Source organism: Nostoc sp. (assembly GCF_036917575.1).
In the GTDB taxonomy this organism is placed as follows: Bacteria; Cyanobacteriota; Cyanobacteriia; order Cyanobacteriales; family Nostocaceae; genus Nostoc.
Genome location: NZ_JBALDC010000050.1, coordinates 278,006 through 291,919, shown reverse-complemented (window position 1 = coordinate 291,919; position 13,914 = coordinate 278,006). Strand labels below are relative to the sequence as shown.

General features: G+C 40.2%; 14 protein-coding genes and 1 pseudogene. 9 read left to right on the top strand and 6 right to left on the bottom strand.

Annotation, left to right across the window (positions count from 1 at the left end; translation table 11 throughout):
- Window positions 1-17: 17 nt before the first annotated feature.
- Complete coding sequence (locus V7K79_RS14705) at window positions 18-386, bottom strand: Dethiobiotin synthetase (protein ID WP_335048715.1); 369 nt, start codon at window positions 384-386, stop codon at window positions 18-20.
- 209 nt (window positions 387-595) lie between these two features.
- Here V7K79_RS14705 and V7K79_RS14700 point away from each other — a divergent pair, with 209 nt between their 5' ends.
- Together V7K79_RS14700 and psaC are read left to right on the top strand one after the other, a co-directional pair.
- Window positions 596-832, top strand: a complete 237-nt coding sequence (locus tag V7K79_RS14700; RefSeq protein WP_335048713.1) for a hypothetical protein — start codon at window positions 596-598, stop codon at window positions 830-832.
- Between the two features lie 518 nt (window positions 833-1,350).
- A complete protein-coding gene (psaC, locus tag V7K79_RS14695; protein ID WP_015175986.1) occupies window positions 1,351-1,596 on the top strand; it encodes a photosystem I iron-sulfur center protein PsaC in 246 nt (81 codons plus the stop codon).
- 9 nt (window positions 1,597-1,605) lie between these two features.
- On the opposite strand, the gene V7K79_RS14690 is transcribed toward psaC, so the two are convergent.
- Window positions 1,606-1,782 carry a hypothetical protein gene (locus V7K79_RS14690; RefSeq protein WP_335048711.1) on the bottom strand — a complete coding sequence of 59 codons (177 nt, stop codon included), beginning with the start codon at window positions 1,780-1,782 and terminating at the stop codon, window positions 1,606-1,608.
- 390 nt (window positions 1,783-2,172) lie between these two features.
- On the opposite strand from V7K79_RS14690, the gene glmS reads away from it, so the two are divergent.
- Together glmS and V7K79_RS14680 are read left to right on the top strand one after the other, a co-directional pair.
- The gene (glmS, locus tag V7K79_RS14685; RefSeq protein ID WP_335048709.1) at window positions 2,173-4,053 is read left to right on the top strand and encodes a glutamine--fructose-6-phosphate transaminase (isomerizing); all 1,881 of its coding nucleotides are present in this window, start codon (window positions 2,173-2,175) and stop codon (window positions 4,051-4,053) included.
- 159 nt (window positions 4,054-4,212) lie between these two features.
- Window positions 4,213-4,464: a DNA cytosine methyltransferase gene (locus V7K79_RS14680; RefSeq protein ID WP_335048707.1), complete on the top strand. Its 252-nt coding sequence runs from the start codon at window positions 4,213-4,215 to the stop codon at window positions 4,462-4,464.
- On the opposite strand, the pseudogene V7K79_RS30010 reads toward V7K79_RS14680, so the two are convergent.
- Both V7K79_RS30010 and V7K79_RS14670 read right to left on the bottom strand, forming a co-directional pair.
- Window positions 4,413-4,766, bottom strand: a pseudogene (locus V7K79_RS30010) (MAE_28990/MAE_18760 family HEPN-like nuclease). The gene V7K79_RS14680 and the pseudogene V7K79_RS30010 overlap by 52 nt on opposite strands.
- The gene (locus tag V7K79_RS14670) at window positions 4,763-5,026 is read right to left on the bottom strand and encodes a hypothetical protein (RefSeq protein WP_335048703.1); all 264 of its coding nucleotides are present in this window, start codon (window positions 5,024-5,026) and stop codon (window positions 4,763-4,765) included. Before V7K79_RS14670 ends, V7K79_RS30010 begins: the two are co-directional and overlap by 4 nt.
- Before the next feature lie 1,130 nt (window positions 5,027-6,156).
- On the opposite strand from V7K79_RS14670, the gene V7K79_RS14665 reads away from it, so the two are divergent.
- The 5 genes from V7K79_RS14665 to ypfJ all read left to right on the top strand — a co-directional run bounded on the left by V7K79_RS14665 (window position 6,157) and on the right by ypfJ (window position 12,173).
- Complete coding sequence (locus tag V7K79_RS14665) at window positions 6,157-8,967, top strand: beta strand repeat-containing protein (RefSeq protein WP_335048701.1); 2,811 nt, start codon at window positions 6,157-6,159, stop codon at window positions 8,965-8,967.
- Window positions 8,968-9,447: 480 nt separating this feature from the next.
- On the top strand, window positions 9,448-9,642 hold the full coding sequence (locus tag V7K79_RS14660; protein WP_335048904.1) for an extracellular solute-binding protein: 195 nt from the start codon (window positions 9,448-9,450) through the stop codon (window positions 9,640-9,642).
- Between the two features lie 147 nt (window positions 9,643-9,789).
- Window positions 9,790-10,209 carry a hypothetical protein gene (locus V7K79_RS14655; protein WP_335048699.1) on the top strand — a complete coding sequence of 140 codons (420 nt, stop codon included), beginning with the start codon at window positions 9,790-9,792 and terminating at the stop codon, window positions 10,207-10,209.
- Window positions 10,210-10,257: 48 nt separating this feature from the next.
- Window positions 10,258-11,028 (top strand): ergothioneine biosynthesis protein EgtC, encoded by a 771-nt coding sequence (gene egtC / locus V7K79_RS14650; protein WP_335048903.1) that lies wholly within the window; start codon window positions 10,258-10,260, stop codon window positions 11,026-11,028.
- 287 nt (window positions 11,029-11,315) lie between these two features.
- Complete coding sequence (gene ypfJ / locus V7K79_RS14645) at window positions 11,316-12,173, top strand: KPN_02809 family neutral zinc metallopeptidase (RefSeq protein ID WP_335048698.1); 858 nt, start codon at window positions 11,316-11,318, stop codon at window positions 12,171-12,173.
- Window positions 12,174-12,871: 698 nt separating this feature from the next.
- Here the strand turns inward: ypfJ and V7K79_RS14640 are convergent.
- Both V7K79_RS14640 and V7K79_RS14635 read right to left on the bottom strand, forming a co-directional pair.
- Window positions 12,872-13,264 carry a salt stress protein, Slr1339 family gene (locus V7K79_RS14640; RefSeq protein ID WP_335048696.1) on the bottom strand — a complete coding sequence of 131 codons (393 nt, stop codon included), beginning with the start codon at window positions 13,262-13,264 and terminating at the stop codon, window positions 12,872-12,874.
- 25 nt (window positions 13,265-13,289) lie between these two features.
- The gene (locus V7K79_RS14635) at window positions 13,290-13,895 is read right to left on the bottom strand and encodes a vWA domain-containing protein (RefSeq protein ID WP_292869171.1); all 606 of its coding nucleotides are present in this window, start codon (window positions 13,893-13,895) and stop codon (window positions 13,290-13,292) included.
- Window positions 13,896-13,914: the final 19 nt, after the last annotated feature.

Sequence of the window (13,914 nt, the reverse complement as noted above, 5' to 3'; positions counted from 1 at the left end):
TTGAATTGATTTCTCCCTCATCTCTTCCCCAACTCCATCTGAGATAAGGTTTGCCATATACCCGAAAAGATACTTTCAGCTGCTAAGGAAATTCGTAGTAAATCTTCTTTGAGTAGTGGCGGCCAATCAACCCCAGCTTTACGCCCTGCGCCAAATAACTGTTGCGCCTTAATACTTAACTGATAAAGGGCCAAAGCCAGTTCTCGGTCTAGGCTTTTTGCATCTTTGAGGGCTTCAAACACCACTTTCAATGCCAACAAAATCGAAGTAATCTGACCAGGTATCGGCGGTTTGCCCTGTTTCATACGTGTTAACAGCGCATCTGGGTTTTCTTCGGTTGTAATTGTCTGATCTATGAGGAGTTTCCTAGCTGTTTCGTAATTCATGTAGTCAGTTTAGCGCACATTCTGCTTCAGCAGTAATACTTAATTAAAAAGTTATAAAACCGCTTTTTAGTTATTTATAGCAATCTCTGATGATTTGTGAAATGATAAGCATGGGGAAAATGAGCGGGAATTGACAATGGTCTAAATTAACCAGATCAACTGAATATAATATCTTTGAAAAATACACCTTACTAGGAATCAAAAGTAAAATGATCTCACCGAATTTACTAGAAATTGAGCGCTCTATCCTTGCCTTATCTGTAGAAGAACAACTTTGGCTGTTAGAAAGTATTGCTCGACAAATCAGAGAAAATGAGTATGTAAAGAATAAATTAGCTGATGCTAATAATTTAGATAAACAACTGCAAGTGACGGCTACTGAGCCAAAGATTGAAACAAAAAATGCTGCGATAAATGATGAGTTTGCAATTTCTGAAATACTCTGATATCTGTGAATAAATATTATGAAATTGCCAGACCTAAAAAGTTAAATATACGAGTTATCGGTGAGCGATCGCTTAAATTTGCTAACTGCGATCGCAGTCTCTAAATTAATCATTTACATAGCAAAAGTAGTTTTATTCAGTAATAGTATAAGTAATTTGAGTAATATATACTACTCAAATTATTATTTACACGGTTAAGTGGCGATCGCAAAATCAGATTATTAGCCAAAATCCCCATAATTAAAATGAGGAGATTTGCTTATTAACTTTTAATTTTGTTTCATCTATCTTTACGATTAACACTCATTATGGTATGTAACTGTGGTAAATACGCTCTGATGATGTTGCTGATTATCAGTTAATAGAGACAATCTCGCAAAAACAAATATCAAGGGTGCTTATTACATTGTTTAAAGTTATGTAGCCTTTTGATTACGGACTATCAACCACTGCGGTAGACTATGCGTTGATTATGATTCTTTCGCAGAGAAGAACACTCGAAAGGAGCCGTTTATTCAATGTCTCATTCTGTAAAAATCTACGATACCTGCATTGGCTGCACCCAATGCGTCCGCGCTTGCCCTACTGATGTACTTGAGATGGTTCCTTGGGATGGCTGTAAAGCTGCTCAAATTGCCTCTTCACCTCGTACAGAAGACTGCGTGGGCTGTAAGCGTTGCGAAACCGCTTGTCCCACCGACTTTTTGAGCATCCGGGTTTACCTGGGCGCTGAAACAACTCGCAGTATGGGTCTAGCTTACTAAAAAGCTGAGTCACCGAAGATTTGAGCGGCGGAAACCGCCGTTCAAACTTCTCGCTGAGTCACCGAAGATTTGATCGGTGGAAACCGCCGCTACAAACTTCTCACTGAATGCTGAGACAAAAGAAGTAAGTAAATTAGAAACACAATTTCTTGATTCTTCACTCAGCACTCGAAACTTGGCATTCAAGATTTTAAATGCTTACAATCGCAAGCACCTTTAGCAAGCATTTTTAGAGCGGATACAATCTCTCGGTATCTAAATCTTAGAAGCCGTATTTGTACCGTCAGGTCAAAAGCCGACCGTAAATCCGCTGTCAAAACCCAAAATCTATAACAATACCTAGTAGTTCGCTTTCGTGACGAAAGCTCTTTATTGGGTAAGGGGGAAGGGGGAAAGGTTTTAAATCCCTTACCCTTTTCCCTTTCCCCTTTCCCCAGCCCTCACAAGCGTATCTTTGGGTTGGCAGACTACTAGTAGTAGAGGGAGTAAATTACTCCCTTTTTTATTTGCAAAACGTCCACTTTATGCTACCGACTATACTGGATTAAATCATCCTGAAAAAAAGTGGTGTGAACAATGTGTGGAATTGTTGGATATATAGGCACTCAAGCGGCGACAGAGATTTTACTGGCTGGACTAGAAAAACTAGAGTACAGGGGCTATGATTCGGCTGGAATCGCCACTGTTTGGGAAGGTGAGGTAAATTGTGTGCGGGCAAAGGGTAAACTCCATAACCTGCGTTCTAAACTCGAACAAATAGAAACTCCTGCCCCAATTGGTATTGGTCATACACGCTGGGCAACTCATGGTAAACCAGAAGAGTACAATGCCCATCCCCATTTGGATACAGCAAAGCGAGTGGCTGTGGTGCAAAATGGCATTATCGAAAACTACCGCGAGTTACGCGAGGAACTCAAAGCAAAAGGACACGAATTTCGTTCTGAAACTGATACCGAAGTTATTCCTCATTTAATAGCCGAATTTTTAAAGAATTTTCCTCCTTCATCTTCCTCATCTCCCTTACTAGATGCAATTCGCCAAGCCGTTAATCACCTAAAAGGGGCGTTTGCGATCGCAGTTATTTCTGCTGACTACCCTGATGAATTGATTGTTGTTCGCCAACAAGCACCTTTGGTAATTGGTTTTGGGCAAGGGGAGTTGTTTTGTGCGTCTGATACCCCAGCGATCGTTGCCTACACCCGTGCAGTGCTACCTCTGGAAAATGGAGAAATTGCCCGCCTCACACCTTTAGGCGTTGAGATTTACAATTTTGCTGGCGACAGGTTGAAAAAACAACCCCGATTGCTCAACTTCAATCCTGCAATGGTAGAAAAGCAGGGCTTCAAACACTTCATGCTCAAAGAAATCCATGAGCAACCAGGGGTAGTAAGAGCTAGTTTAGACGCATACTTTAATCCAGCCAAATCTACCGAATCGCCAATCAATCTTGGTTTACCTGAAGATTTCTACAACGATTTAGAACAAATTCAGATTCTCGCTTGTGGTACAAGTTGGCACGCAGCATTAATCGGAAAATATTTACTCGAACAACTAGCAGGAATATCAACTCAAGTACATTATGCTTCTGAGTATCGCTATGCACCATCACCCGTGACAGCGAATACCTTGATTATTGGTGTTACTCAATCAGGTGAAACCGCCGATACCTTAGCAGCTTTGGCGATGGAAAAAGAACGTCGCCAGGGGAAAGACCTCAAATATCAAGCGCGACTACTAGGGATTACCAATCGCCCCGAAAGCAGCCTCGGTCATTTAGTGCCGCATATTATCAGCACCCTAGCGGGAATTGAAATTGGGGTAGCAGCGACGAAAACTTTTACCGCTCAACTGATGGCGTTTTATGCTTTGGCATTGGATTTAGCAGCTCGTCGCCAGACTGTTTCAAAAGATATATTAGATCAAATTATTAATGGGTTACGGCAGATTCCTAAAGAAATTGAGGCAACTTTAGAAAGTCAAGAACGTTTAACAGAACAGCTAGCACACGAATTCGCTGAAACCAAAGATTTCATTTTTGTGGGAAGAGGAATTAACTTTCCGATTGCTTTAGAAGGCGCGTTGAAATTAAAAGAAATCAGCTATATTCATGCCGAAGGGTATCCGGCTGGAGAGATGAAACATGGGCCCATCGCACTTTTAGATGCGAAAGTACCAGTAGTTGCGATCGCAATCCCTGGTAGTGTTTACGAAAAAGTTATTTCTAATGCCCAAGAAGCCAAAGCCAGAGATTCTCGGTTAATTGGCGTGACTCCCGTCAACGATGGCGAAGCTGCGGAAATCTTTAACGATCTTCTTCCCATCTCTCATGTAGAAGAATTACTTTCTCCGATTCTGACAGTAGTTCCTTTGCAACTATTGGCTTATCACATCGCCGCTCGTCGCGGTTTGGATGTCGATCAGCCCAGAAATTTGGCCAAGTCTGTAACGGTGGAATAGTCTATTAATAGAGGTAGTAGCGTTTAATCGCTACTACAAGCCAATGTGCAATTCCTCATAATTTTTTGAGGACTACCTCAAAAAAAACCTTTGTTGTAGTCATTGTAAAAATGAGCTAGTCTAGCTAATCGGGCTATATATGGCAAGAAGAGGAAGTAAATGGTTAACAGCATCTCTACAGTGGATCTGTTTTGTGGTGCTGGAGGACTAACTCATGGGTTTGAGCAAGCAGGTCTTCCAGTCAAAGCTGGATATGATATTGATCGAGCTTGTAAATTTCCATACGAGCACAATAATAAAGCAAAATTTATACTGCAAGATGTAGAATATCTTAACGGTTCTGATTTGGCAAAGCATTTTTATGGCAGCAGTATTAGAGTTTTAGCAGGATTTCGTTTTTTGAGATTTTGAAGGACTATTTTCTTAAGTTCAGGTCTAATTTGATCGTAGGAAACCTCTTTACTGCTAAGTTCATCAAATATTGTTTCAATAGCATTTCACCTTGTTGCTTCCGCCAGATTATAGAGCAATAAAAACCCACTTGCTTTCAAAGTTTTTATTAGCTCAGAATCAATTTATCTGATTTTTGGGTTTCCTTCTTTACCTTGCATACTTAATTTAGTAGTGGCCTCTTCTAATGTCTTTAAAAAAATAAAATATTTGCTTACTTCTTTAGAGCGTTCATTGAAATCCTGAAATAATGCACTGGTCATAATTTACCGAGAAGTTGATCGCGCACATACTCGATACGCCGAATTACTTTAAGTCTGGAGTTACTTACATCTGACGTGGTGTAATCCTTGAATTCTGGTGAGTCAAGCCAATTCATTGATTTAGGTTTAAGATTGCTTTTTTCTCTTAGAGCAAGTGCAACACCTACGGAAATTGCCTCAAATCTAATTCTTGGTGTTCTTACATGTCCTTCTTTTTTGCTAAATCCATTTGGCAAATATTGTTCAACAAAATCTAACATTGCGTGAAATTAATTTCGCATAGCTTCTCTGTCTATTCCACTATGGTTATGTTTCTCTAGATATTCATTCAAAAAAAGATTAACGCGTCTTTCAAATTTATTGTAGTTATCTAGGTACGCGAAGAAACGTAACACAAATTCCTCTGGTTCACGTTTATTAATAAGTGCTTCTAAGAAGGGACATAGCTTGCGAAATCGTTAACATCCATGTGTTGCGACTACCTAGTACAGCTCTTGATAACTTGCCAATACTCTACAGCGATTTGTCATAGCCTTACAGTATAACCCTAGATTTCAAAAACTCTTACAGCTTGCTTGTCTACTAGGGGGACGACACACTACACGAGCAGATAAAACAACTATTTAACTGCTGTTTAGCTGCTACATATAATGATTAATGGCTATCAATACATGAAGAAGACATGAAGAATATATAAAGAGAATTACTGACATTATACTGATCGGCAAATAATGTGAAGAGTATGCAAAGATATGTCTTTAAGTGTGGACATCTCAGTAAATCTTCAGATATGGTTATCAAAGTGTTATTTAGATGTTCCTTATTTTTAAGCTACACACCTGCGGGTAATAGCCCACAACAACTGCATAAAAATTCTTTCCCCTATCGAAAGTGAATTATTCTCTATATTTACGACAGTAGGGCTATGCTTTGATGAGAAATATGAAGTGTGAGTTTTAGGCATTCAAGCTTGATTTTTCCACTCTTTATCAGTGATGGCTGGGTTGATCGGCGGATCAAGAATGAGAGAAAAAGCGTGAAAACATCTGTTTTTATAAATACACGCTCATAAATATGTACAATGCTTAAGACTTAGATAGTCGTAAATAGCATTATTAACGGATACACAAATAACGAATGAAAAAGGAAATGGGGAATTAGGTAAAGAATTTAACTTTGAACCTTCTGCCTTTTTCAAGTCAGTTAGATAAGTCATACTTACAAGCTTATCAATAGGGTAAATCTTCGAGAAAATTGCTAGCCCTCAAGGGTGACATAAATGTATGTCGAAAGCATTAACTCTCGGTAATTTCTGTGTGTCCTTAAATAACATTAACAACAAGTTAATAGCTAAAGTTACTCAACAAATCGATTTAGGAAGATAAAAGTTATGGTAAATATCATTGGAACCAACGGTAAAGATACTCTACTGGGTAGTCAGGGTGCAGATACAATTAACGCTAAAGTGGGTGATGATATCATCGATGGCAAAAATGGCAACGACCTTTTAAGCGGTGATGCCGGAAATGATATTCTCTTTGGTGGTGCAGGGAATGATACTCTTCTTGGTGGTACAGATAACGACTCCCTGCATGGTGGTACTGGTAACGACTCCCTGCGTGGTGGTACTGGTAATAACCTGGTGCAAGGTGATGAGGGAAATGATACCCTTGATGCTGCCTATTCTTCTGGAAATAACATCCTCAGTGGAGATGCTGGGGATGACTACCTTGATATTAGCTATTCTGTTGGCAACAATACGGTTTTAGGCAAAGACGGCAATGATTCTTTTTACGCAGATGAAGTTCAGGGTAGAAACACTCTAAATGGAGGCGCTGGTAATGACACCTTCTATTTGTCCGCCTCAAAAACTGCCCCCTCTTCATTAACGACTCAAAGCGTAAATGGAGAAACTGGTGACGATTACTTGTCTGTATATTACACCAGTGCTACTACAGGAATCACTTCAAGTTTCGATGCTACTACTAACATTGGCTCGATTCGGGCTGGCACAAATCAGATTAACTACAACAATATCGAACAATTAGAAATTAGAGGTACAACCTACGCTGACTTTATTGTTGGGAGCAATGGCAACGATTTACTTTTCGGAGGCAGTAGTGGCAATGATTCAAATTATGGCAATGATACGATTTTTGGTGGTGAAGGTAACGATTGCTTAAATGTTGATTATTCAACAAGCGATAACATCCTTAACGGTGGTGCTGGTAACGATCAATTCAGTGCTACTTCTTCAACAGGTGATAACCTGTTCTCTGGGGATGATGGCAATGATAATCTCTCTGCCTCTAAGACAGATGGCAATAACACCCTTTACGGTGGTGCTGGTGACGATCAATTAGATGCTAACTATTCAACAGGCGATAACATCCTCAATGGAGGAGATGGCAATGATTCTCTTAGTGCCTCTCGCGACTACGACTATTCTGCCTCTTTTACCTCCGGTAATAACACTCTCAATGGTGGTGCTGGTGACGATCAATTGAGTATTAACTATTCAACGGGTAATAACATCCTTAATGGGGGGGATGGCAATGATTCTTTCTTTGCCTCTGGCTACTACGACGACGAAAAAGCCTATGGCACGTTTGGTAATAACATTTTCAATGGAGGGAATGGTAATGATTCCTTCTCTTTCGTCTTATATACTTCCCCACCTTCTTTAGCGACTCAAACAGTAGATGGGGAAACAGGTAACGATTTGTTGAGCGTTTCGTATATCTATCCTAATGGGGGAATCACTTCAACATTCGATGCTGCTACTAACACTGGCTCGATTAGTGCGGGCACGGATTTGATTAACTACAAGAATATAGAAGGATTACATATCTCAGGTACAGTTTACAATGACTTGATTGTGGGCAGTAATGGCAACGATACCATCTCGCTCTACGGAAGTAGTAGTGGCAATGATACTATCGATGGGGGAAAAGGTGATGATTTATTGGAAGCCTATTATTACAGTAATTCTAGCGGGGGTAAGGGAATCACTTCAACTTTCAATGCCGTTACTAACACTGGCTCCATTACATCAGGCACGAATCAGGTTAGCTACAAGAATATTGAACGATTAAATATTTCAGGTACAGCCTACGATGACTTGATTGTGGGGGGCAATGGCAACGATACACTCACCGGATGCGATCGCGGCAAAGATACCATAGATGGAGGCAGTGGTAACGATTTGTTGTCCTTCTATAACTATTCTATCAGTCAAGGAATCACTTCAACTTTCAATGCTGCTACTAACACTGGTTCGATTACAGCAGGCCCGAATCAGGTTAGCTACAAGAATATCGAACAATTAAATATCTCAGGTACAAACTACGATGATTTGATTGTAGGGAGCAATGGCAACGATACCCTTGCTGCGGGACGCGGAAATAACACGATTCTCGGCGGTGCAGGTAAGGATTACTTGACTGCTGACTATTCAAATGGTAATAATTTGCTCTCCGGTGGTGATGATAATGATTCTCTTAACGTCTCTGGCTCCTACGACGACTACCGAGGCGATTTTGATCTCGATGCTATCTCTGGTAAAAACACCCTCGAAGGTGGCGCTGGTGACGATAACTTAGTTACTAATTATTCATCAGGCAATAACCTACTCTCTGGGGGCGATGGCAATGATACTTTGACAGCCGCTGGTTCAGCCTCCTTATATTCCTCATACGGAGCTTATACTGTCTCTGGGAATAACACGCTCAGTGGTGGTGCTAATGACGATCGCTTGATTGTTGACTATTCATCAGGCAATAATCTATTAGATGGAGGTGATGGTAATGATACTCTTACAGCCTCTGGCGCTTCTGGTAAAAACACCTTCAAAGGTGGTAAAGGTAATGATAGTTTGTATGGAGGAGCTGGTACAGATACCTTTGTTTTCAATAGTTTCAATGAAGGCGTTGATAGCATTTTTAACTTCAACGCGACTAATGAACTGATTCAGGTATCGGCTGCTGGTTTTGGTGGGGCGTTATCATCAGGTTTACTTTTGGCTAGCTCTTTTACCCTTGGAGCATCTGCAACAACGAGCAATCAGCGATTTATCTATGACAATACCACAGGCGCACTATATTTTGACCAAGATGGCAGTGCGGCTGGATTTACTCAGGTAAAATTTGCACAACTATCTGGTGGAGTGTCACTAAGTCAAAACAACCTTCTAGTTGTTTAATCCTTTACGCTACAGTCAAATAGAAATCTTCAGAATGCGAGGTGCTTAATATAGCACCTCGTATTCGCTTCATTAATGGTATTAAACCACGCAGTAGAATAATTATTTCAATCAGTGCAAATAGCGAGACGATGTAATGTGCTTCGTTCGCCGCCAAGAGCAAGCAATTGCCCATCTATTTTAAGAGCGATCGCTGATAAATTATTGAGAGATCTACAAAAAGCCTTAAATTGAGTATATCGATTCAGTTTAAATAGCTCTAGAAGTGTGGTGTCCATAAAAAAAGCCAGTCAGATTACTCAAGTCTTAAAAAATCAGCACAGAGCTAAGGAAGCTTTTAGCGTAGTACCAAGATTAACCAACCGTCGCTACGCACTCATAGCATTAATCCTCTGCTTGATAATTGTTGCTTGCACTAACACATATTAATCCTCCCCTTTCCCATTTAATAAGTTATCCAGTGAAACTACAGATTTAAGGATTTGGTGGGATAAAGGTTTTACTCAGGAAGAGGATGAAGCTCTCAAGCAACTAGTTAGCGAGTGGGAAAAACAAACTGGCAACAAAATCAAGCTTTCTTTATATTCCACAGATGAGCTAACACGGAAAATTAAAAGAGAAATTCAGGCTGGCAACCTACCTGATATTGTTACCAGTTATACTGCCGATCGATAAATTATTCCTCGTTTAAGTTGGGAAGGCAAACTAGCAGATGTATCAGATGTAATTGAGCCACTTAAAAGTTTTTATCCAGAAAAAATCATCAAAACTGTTCAGTTTCATAACAATGTTACTCAAAAGTGAAGCTACTATGCTCTGCCAATGAGCCAAGCAACTATTCACATTTTCTACTGGCGAGATTTGCTAAAGCAAATAGGTCGTCAAGAAAGTGATATACCAAAAGATTGGGATAGTTTTTGGGAGTTTTGGAAACAAATACAGGATGATTTGCGGACAAAACAAATACCAAATAAAAAACAGAATATTTATGGGTTAGGATTTACCTTCGGCATGAGTCATGCTGATACATACTACTTGTTTGAGCATATTTTAGAAGCATACGATGTGCAAATTCTCGACTCCAAGGGTAAACTCCTGATCGATGACCCAAAGGTGAGACAAAAAATTGTCCTATCCTTGATGACTGTAGGTATAGTAGGAGGATTTGCTTTTCTCAGTGCAAAGGAAGCTCTGAAGCAAGCTGCTTTTGAACGACTCAGTGCTGCTCTGAATTCCTTGTAAAATTTGCGCTGATACAGTCCCAGCAAACCTCCAGCACGCTGCTCATCTATCAGCAGGCGATCGCGGATTGTTTTCAAATGCTCTGGATCGTCCTTTGCTTCCCATTTTTATAATCCTTTAGAATTAAAGTCAGGATTCGTATGTGCAGACGGGCTTGGTGTAGGTTGGTATGATCAAGCGGGTAAACCATTTATTTATCGCAATACTGTCCCATTTTGGAACGATCCGAATTTGAAAGAGCTAAGTCAATATATACAATCTAATTGTACTGTAGGTTATACTCGACTAGCTGGAATAGGTGAACCGCTTGATATCAGCAATTGTCAACCATTTCGTAATGGAAAGCTGTTGTTTGTCCATAATGGCGGTATATCTAACTTTCAACAAATACTCTATAGACCGATACGCGATCGCCTTAGTGATTCTACATATCATTTAATTAAAGGTCTAACAGACTCGGAACACATTTTCGCTCTGTTTGTAGAAATGTGGCAGTCTTCTTTTGATAGCACTCTGTTGTCAGCCCTTTCGAGTACACTACAAACATTGACTGACTTGGCTCAAAAATTCGACACCAGTTTTAGTACCAATATAATTGTCAGCGATGGTCAAGCACTTGCAGCAGTTCGCTACGCTTATGGCACAGAAGCGCCTACTCTTTATTGGTCTTATGATGATGTAATTCACCCAACGCAAGTGATTGTTGCGTCTGAACCTTTATCTAACCAAAATTGGACAGCCTTTCCTGAGCAAAGTACTCTATTTGTGCAATCGAAGTCATTGATACCAACAATTAGTCTTTTGGAGAGATCCGCTTAATTTTCTAGGGGTGGGTTGATTTTTGGGCGTTGCATAAATGCAGGATGAATAAGCCGTAACTTTTGTTTGATTTAGGGAGTTGAACGCTCCAAGAGTTTGTGCTTAGATAAATTTATTTGCTCATTATCTTTCTAAAGATTTACTATGCTTGATTGCCGTTTTACCTGTAGATAGAAGAGATTCATGCTTGAGAAGGGTAAGATTTGATTGCGTAGCTAAAGGGCTGGTTTAGATTTAATCCAACCCAATTGCAACTATCTTTTGAATCAATTTAGGAAGCAGGAATTATGCGTTGGCAATTGGGTCGTAGGAGTACAAATGTTGAAGATCAGCGTGGGACGAGAGTTTCTGCTCCTGTTGTAGGTGGAGGTATTGGAGCAGTACTCATATCGGTAGTCGTTTTGCTTTTGGGTGGCGATCCGAGTGTGATTTGGGAACAAGATCGGACATCGAATGATAATCCTGTGGCTGAGTCACCGCAATCAACAGGCTCTAAAGCTCAAGACCAGATGGCAGATTTTGTATCTGTAGTACTGGCTGATACAGAAGATACATGGAGCGAGCTGTTTCGGCAAAACGGACAAACTTATGTACAACCTAAGTTAGTTCTTTACTCAGATGCAGTGCAGTCTGCTTGTGGATTTACACGTTCAGTAGTTGGGCCATTTTATTGTCCGCGCGATCGCAAAGTATATATCGATTTAAGTTTTTATCGCGATTTGAAAACTCAATACCAAGCACCGGGAGATTTTGCTCAAGCATACGTGATTGCTCATGAAGTTGGGCATCATGTCCAGAATCTACTAGGAATTTCAGAGAAAGTTGGATTATTGCAGAATAAAGCAAGTCAGACCCAAGCAAATCAGCTTTCTGTACGATTAGAATTACAAGCAGACTGTTTTGCAGGGGTTTGGGCACATCATGCACAGCGCTCACGGCAAATTCTGGAGAGAGGCGATATTGAAGAAGCATTAAATGCTGCTAGCAGTATTGGAGATGACCGCTTACAAGAACAAGCTAGAGGGTATGCGGTTCCAGAATCTTTTACACATGGTAGTTCAAGCCAAAGAGTTCGCTGGTTTAAGCAAGGTATTCAGACTGGTGATACTCAACAATGTAATACCTTTGGTAAGACAAATATTTAAAAGAGAACGCAAAGAAGGACTTTTACAAAAGCGCAAAATTGCAGAGATATAATCCCTTTCTGTTCGTGCTGCTTTGTCAACACCCGCCGTAGTGTATCTCTGCGTAACGGGATATTAAACCGAAGGCAGGAGACAGAAGGCAGATCGCTTTTAGCGTCTCCCCTTGGGAGAAGGCAGAAGGCAGAAGAGAAGAAAATGGTTAGGGATTCAGACCCCCACCAAATAAATACCACTTCTTCAGAGATTTCAGTGTTCTTGACTCAGACCCTTGCTCCCTGCGCTCGCAGCAAAGGACAGAAGACAGTATTCCAACTGAGCCTCATGCCTCCTGCCCTCTGCCTTTTTTGTTAAAGTATTGACTCAACACCTGGAAGCAAGCTACTCTGCCTTAAGCCGCTTTGTGCGGCAGTTGCTACCTTAGAGACGCTGCACGAACGGGAACGCTAAGAGCGAACAAGTCGGGGAACCACAAGGGCGCACTGCCTTGTCTATGCGGTTCTTTCAATCGCAATCAATCAAAACAATGGCGTATTTTATAACACCAAATTTTTGGCAAGCCTCTTCAATAAAATTTAAGATTTAACATTAGATAAAAAGAGTTTTTACCTGCTGCTTCCTGCCTCAAAACCTATAACTTTGTACTTTATGCAAAAGAAAACTGCTATAAATATAAAAATTGCTGTATTTTTACTGCTAGTTTATTCATTGTTTTTTAAATATTCAATTGCTGCCTCTAATCTTGAGGGGTAACTTTCAGCAAACTTTTCAAACCAAAGTCCTTCTGAAGAAAGTGGATCTACTTTAGCTAACCATTGTTTTGCCTGCACTTTCAAAGTCTCTAGTTGTTTAGCTTTAAGTTGTTCTTGTCGAATTCGTTCTTGTTCTAGTTCTTGCTGTTTTTTTAATTCAATCGCAGCATCCTCTTCGATAAAATCAGCCTTAACATCTGCCAAAAGCTTATCTATAAAAGATGCCGACTTTGGCGATGATGGGATAAAAGATTTGGCTGTGGCTGATTTTGACTGTTGCTGTGGTTGTACTTCTTTGTATTCAGTTTGGAGTTCAGCTAATAGCTTATCAATGGAATCCATTTTGGCAATTCCTAAATATGTATAGCTAGTCATTAATGGCATTGAGCAGCACTTCTGATAAACTCAAATCTTCCATATCTTCCATAGTAATTGTGTCACAGATATCAAACTTGGCACCAGCGCTTTGAAGTTCATCATCTAAGACTTTGAGAAAGCGGGTAGCTTGTTGATCTGTGCCAACTTGAATAAAAGAAATAGCTAATTCTTCATCTCGGTCGATACGACGAGAAGCTTCAATAATCACCCTCATAACTGCTTTGCGATCATCCGGCTCACCATCAGTAACTACTAAAATTGTTTCACCATTTGGCTTGGTTTGACCGGCTGCTTTGCGTTGAAGGTAATCATCAGTTGCATGTTTTAATACACTTGCCAAGTCAGTTGTACCAGAGGGATCGTTTTCTCGAAAAATTTGTGATACTTTACTGGATGTGACATTTTCGTATCGCTTGAATTTGCCAGAAAACACGTAGATAGTTATGCCATCTGGGTCAAATTGTTCACACTTACTAGCTAAAGCTAAAGTTGATTCTTGGGCCGCAACCCATCTAGTTCTACCACCCTTTTGATCTTGGGTTGCCATACTACCGCTTTTGTCAATAATCAAGGTATAGTCACGATTTTCTAGCATATATTCAATTCTCCAATTA

Excerpts from the sequence above, each read along its gene's own strand:
- V7K79_RS14705 (WP_335048715.1), bottom strand. The coding sequence starts at position 386 with ATGAATTACGAAACAGCTAGGAAACTCCTCATAGATCAGACAATTACA.
- V7K79_RS14700 (WP_335048713.1), top strand. The coding sequence starts at position 596 with ATGATCTCACCGAATTTACTAGAAATTGAGCGCTCTATCCTTGCCTTA.
- psaC (WP_015175986.1), top strand. The coding sequence starts at position 1,351 with ATGTCTCATTCTGTAAAAATCTACGATACCTGCATTGGCTGCACCCAA.
- glmS (WP_335048709.1), top strand. The coding sequence starts at position 2,173 with ATGTGTGGAATTGTTGGATATATAGGCACTCAAGCGGCGACAGAGATT.
- V7K79_RS14680 (WP_335048707.1), top strand. The coding sequence starts at position 4,213 with ATGGTTAACAGCATCTCTACAGTGGATCTGTTTTGTGGTGCTGGAGGA.
- V7K79_RS14670 (WP_335048703.1), bottom strand. The coding sequence starts at position 5,026 with ATGTTAGATTTTGTTGAACAATATTTGCCAAATGGATTTAGCAAAAAA.
- V7K79_RS14665 (WP_335048701.1), top strand. The coding sequence starts at position 6,157 with ATGGTAAATATCATTGGAACCAACGGTAAAGATACTCTACTGGGTAGT.
- V7K79_RS14655 (WP_335048699.1), top strand. The coding sequence starts at position 9,790 with ATGAGCCAAGCAACTATTCACATTTTCTACTGGCGAGATTTGCTAAAG.
- ypfJ (WP_335048698.1), top strand. The coding sequence starts at position 11,316 with ATGCGTTGGCAATTGGGTCGTAGGAGTACAAATGTTGAAGATCAGCGT.
- V7K79_RS14640 (WP_335048696.1), bottom strand. The coding sequence starts at position 13,264 with ATGGATTCCATTGATAAGCTATTAGCTGAACTCCAAACTGAATACAAA.
- V7K79_RS14635 (WP_292869171.1), bottom strand. The coding sequence starts at position 13,895 with ATGCTAGAAAATCGTGACTATACCTTGATTATTGACAAAAGCGGTAGT.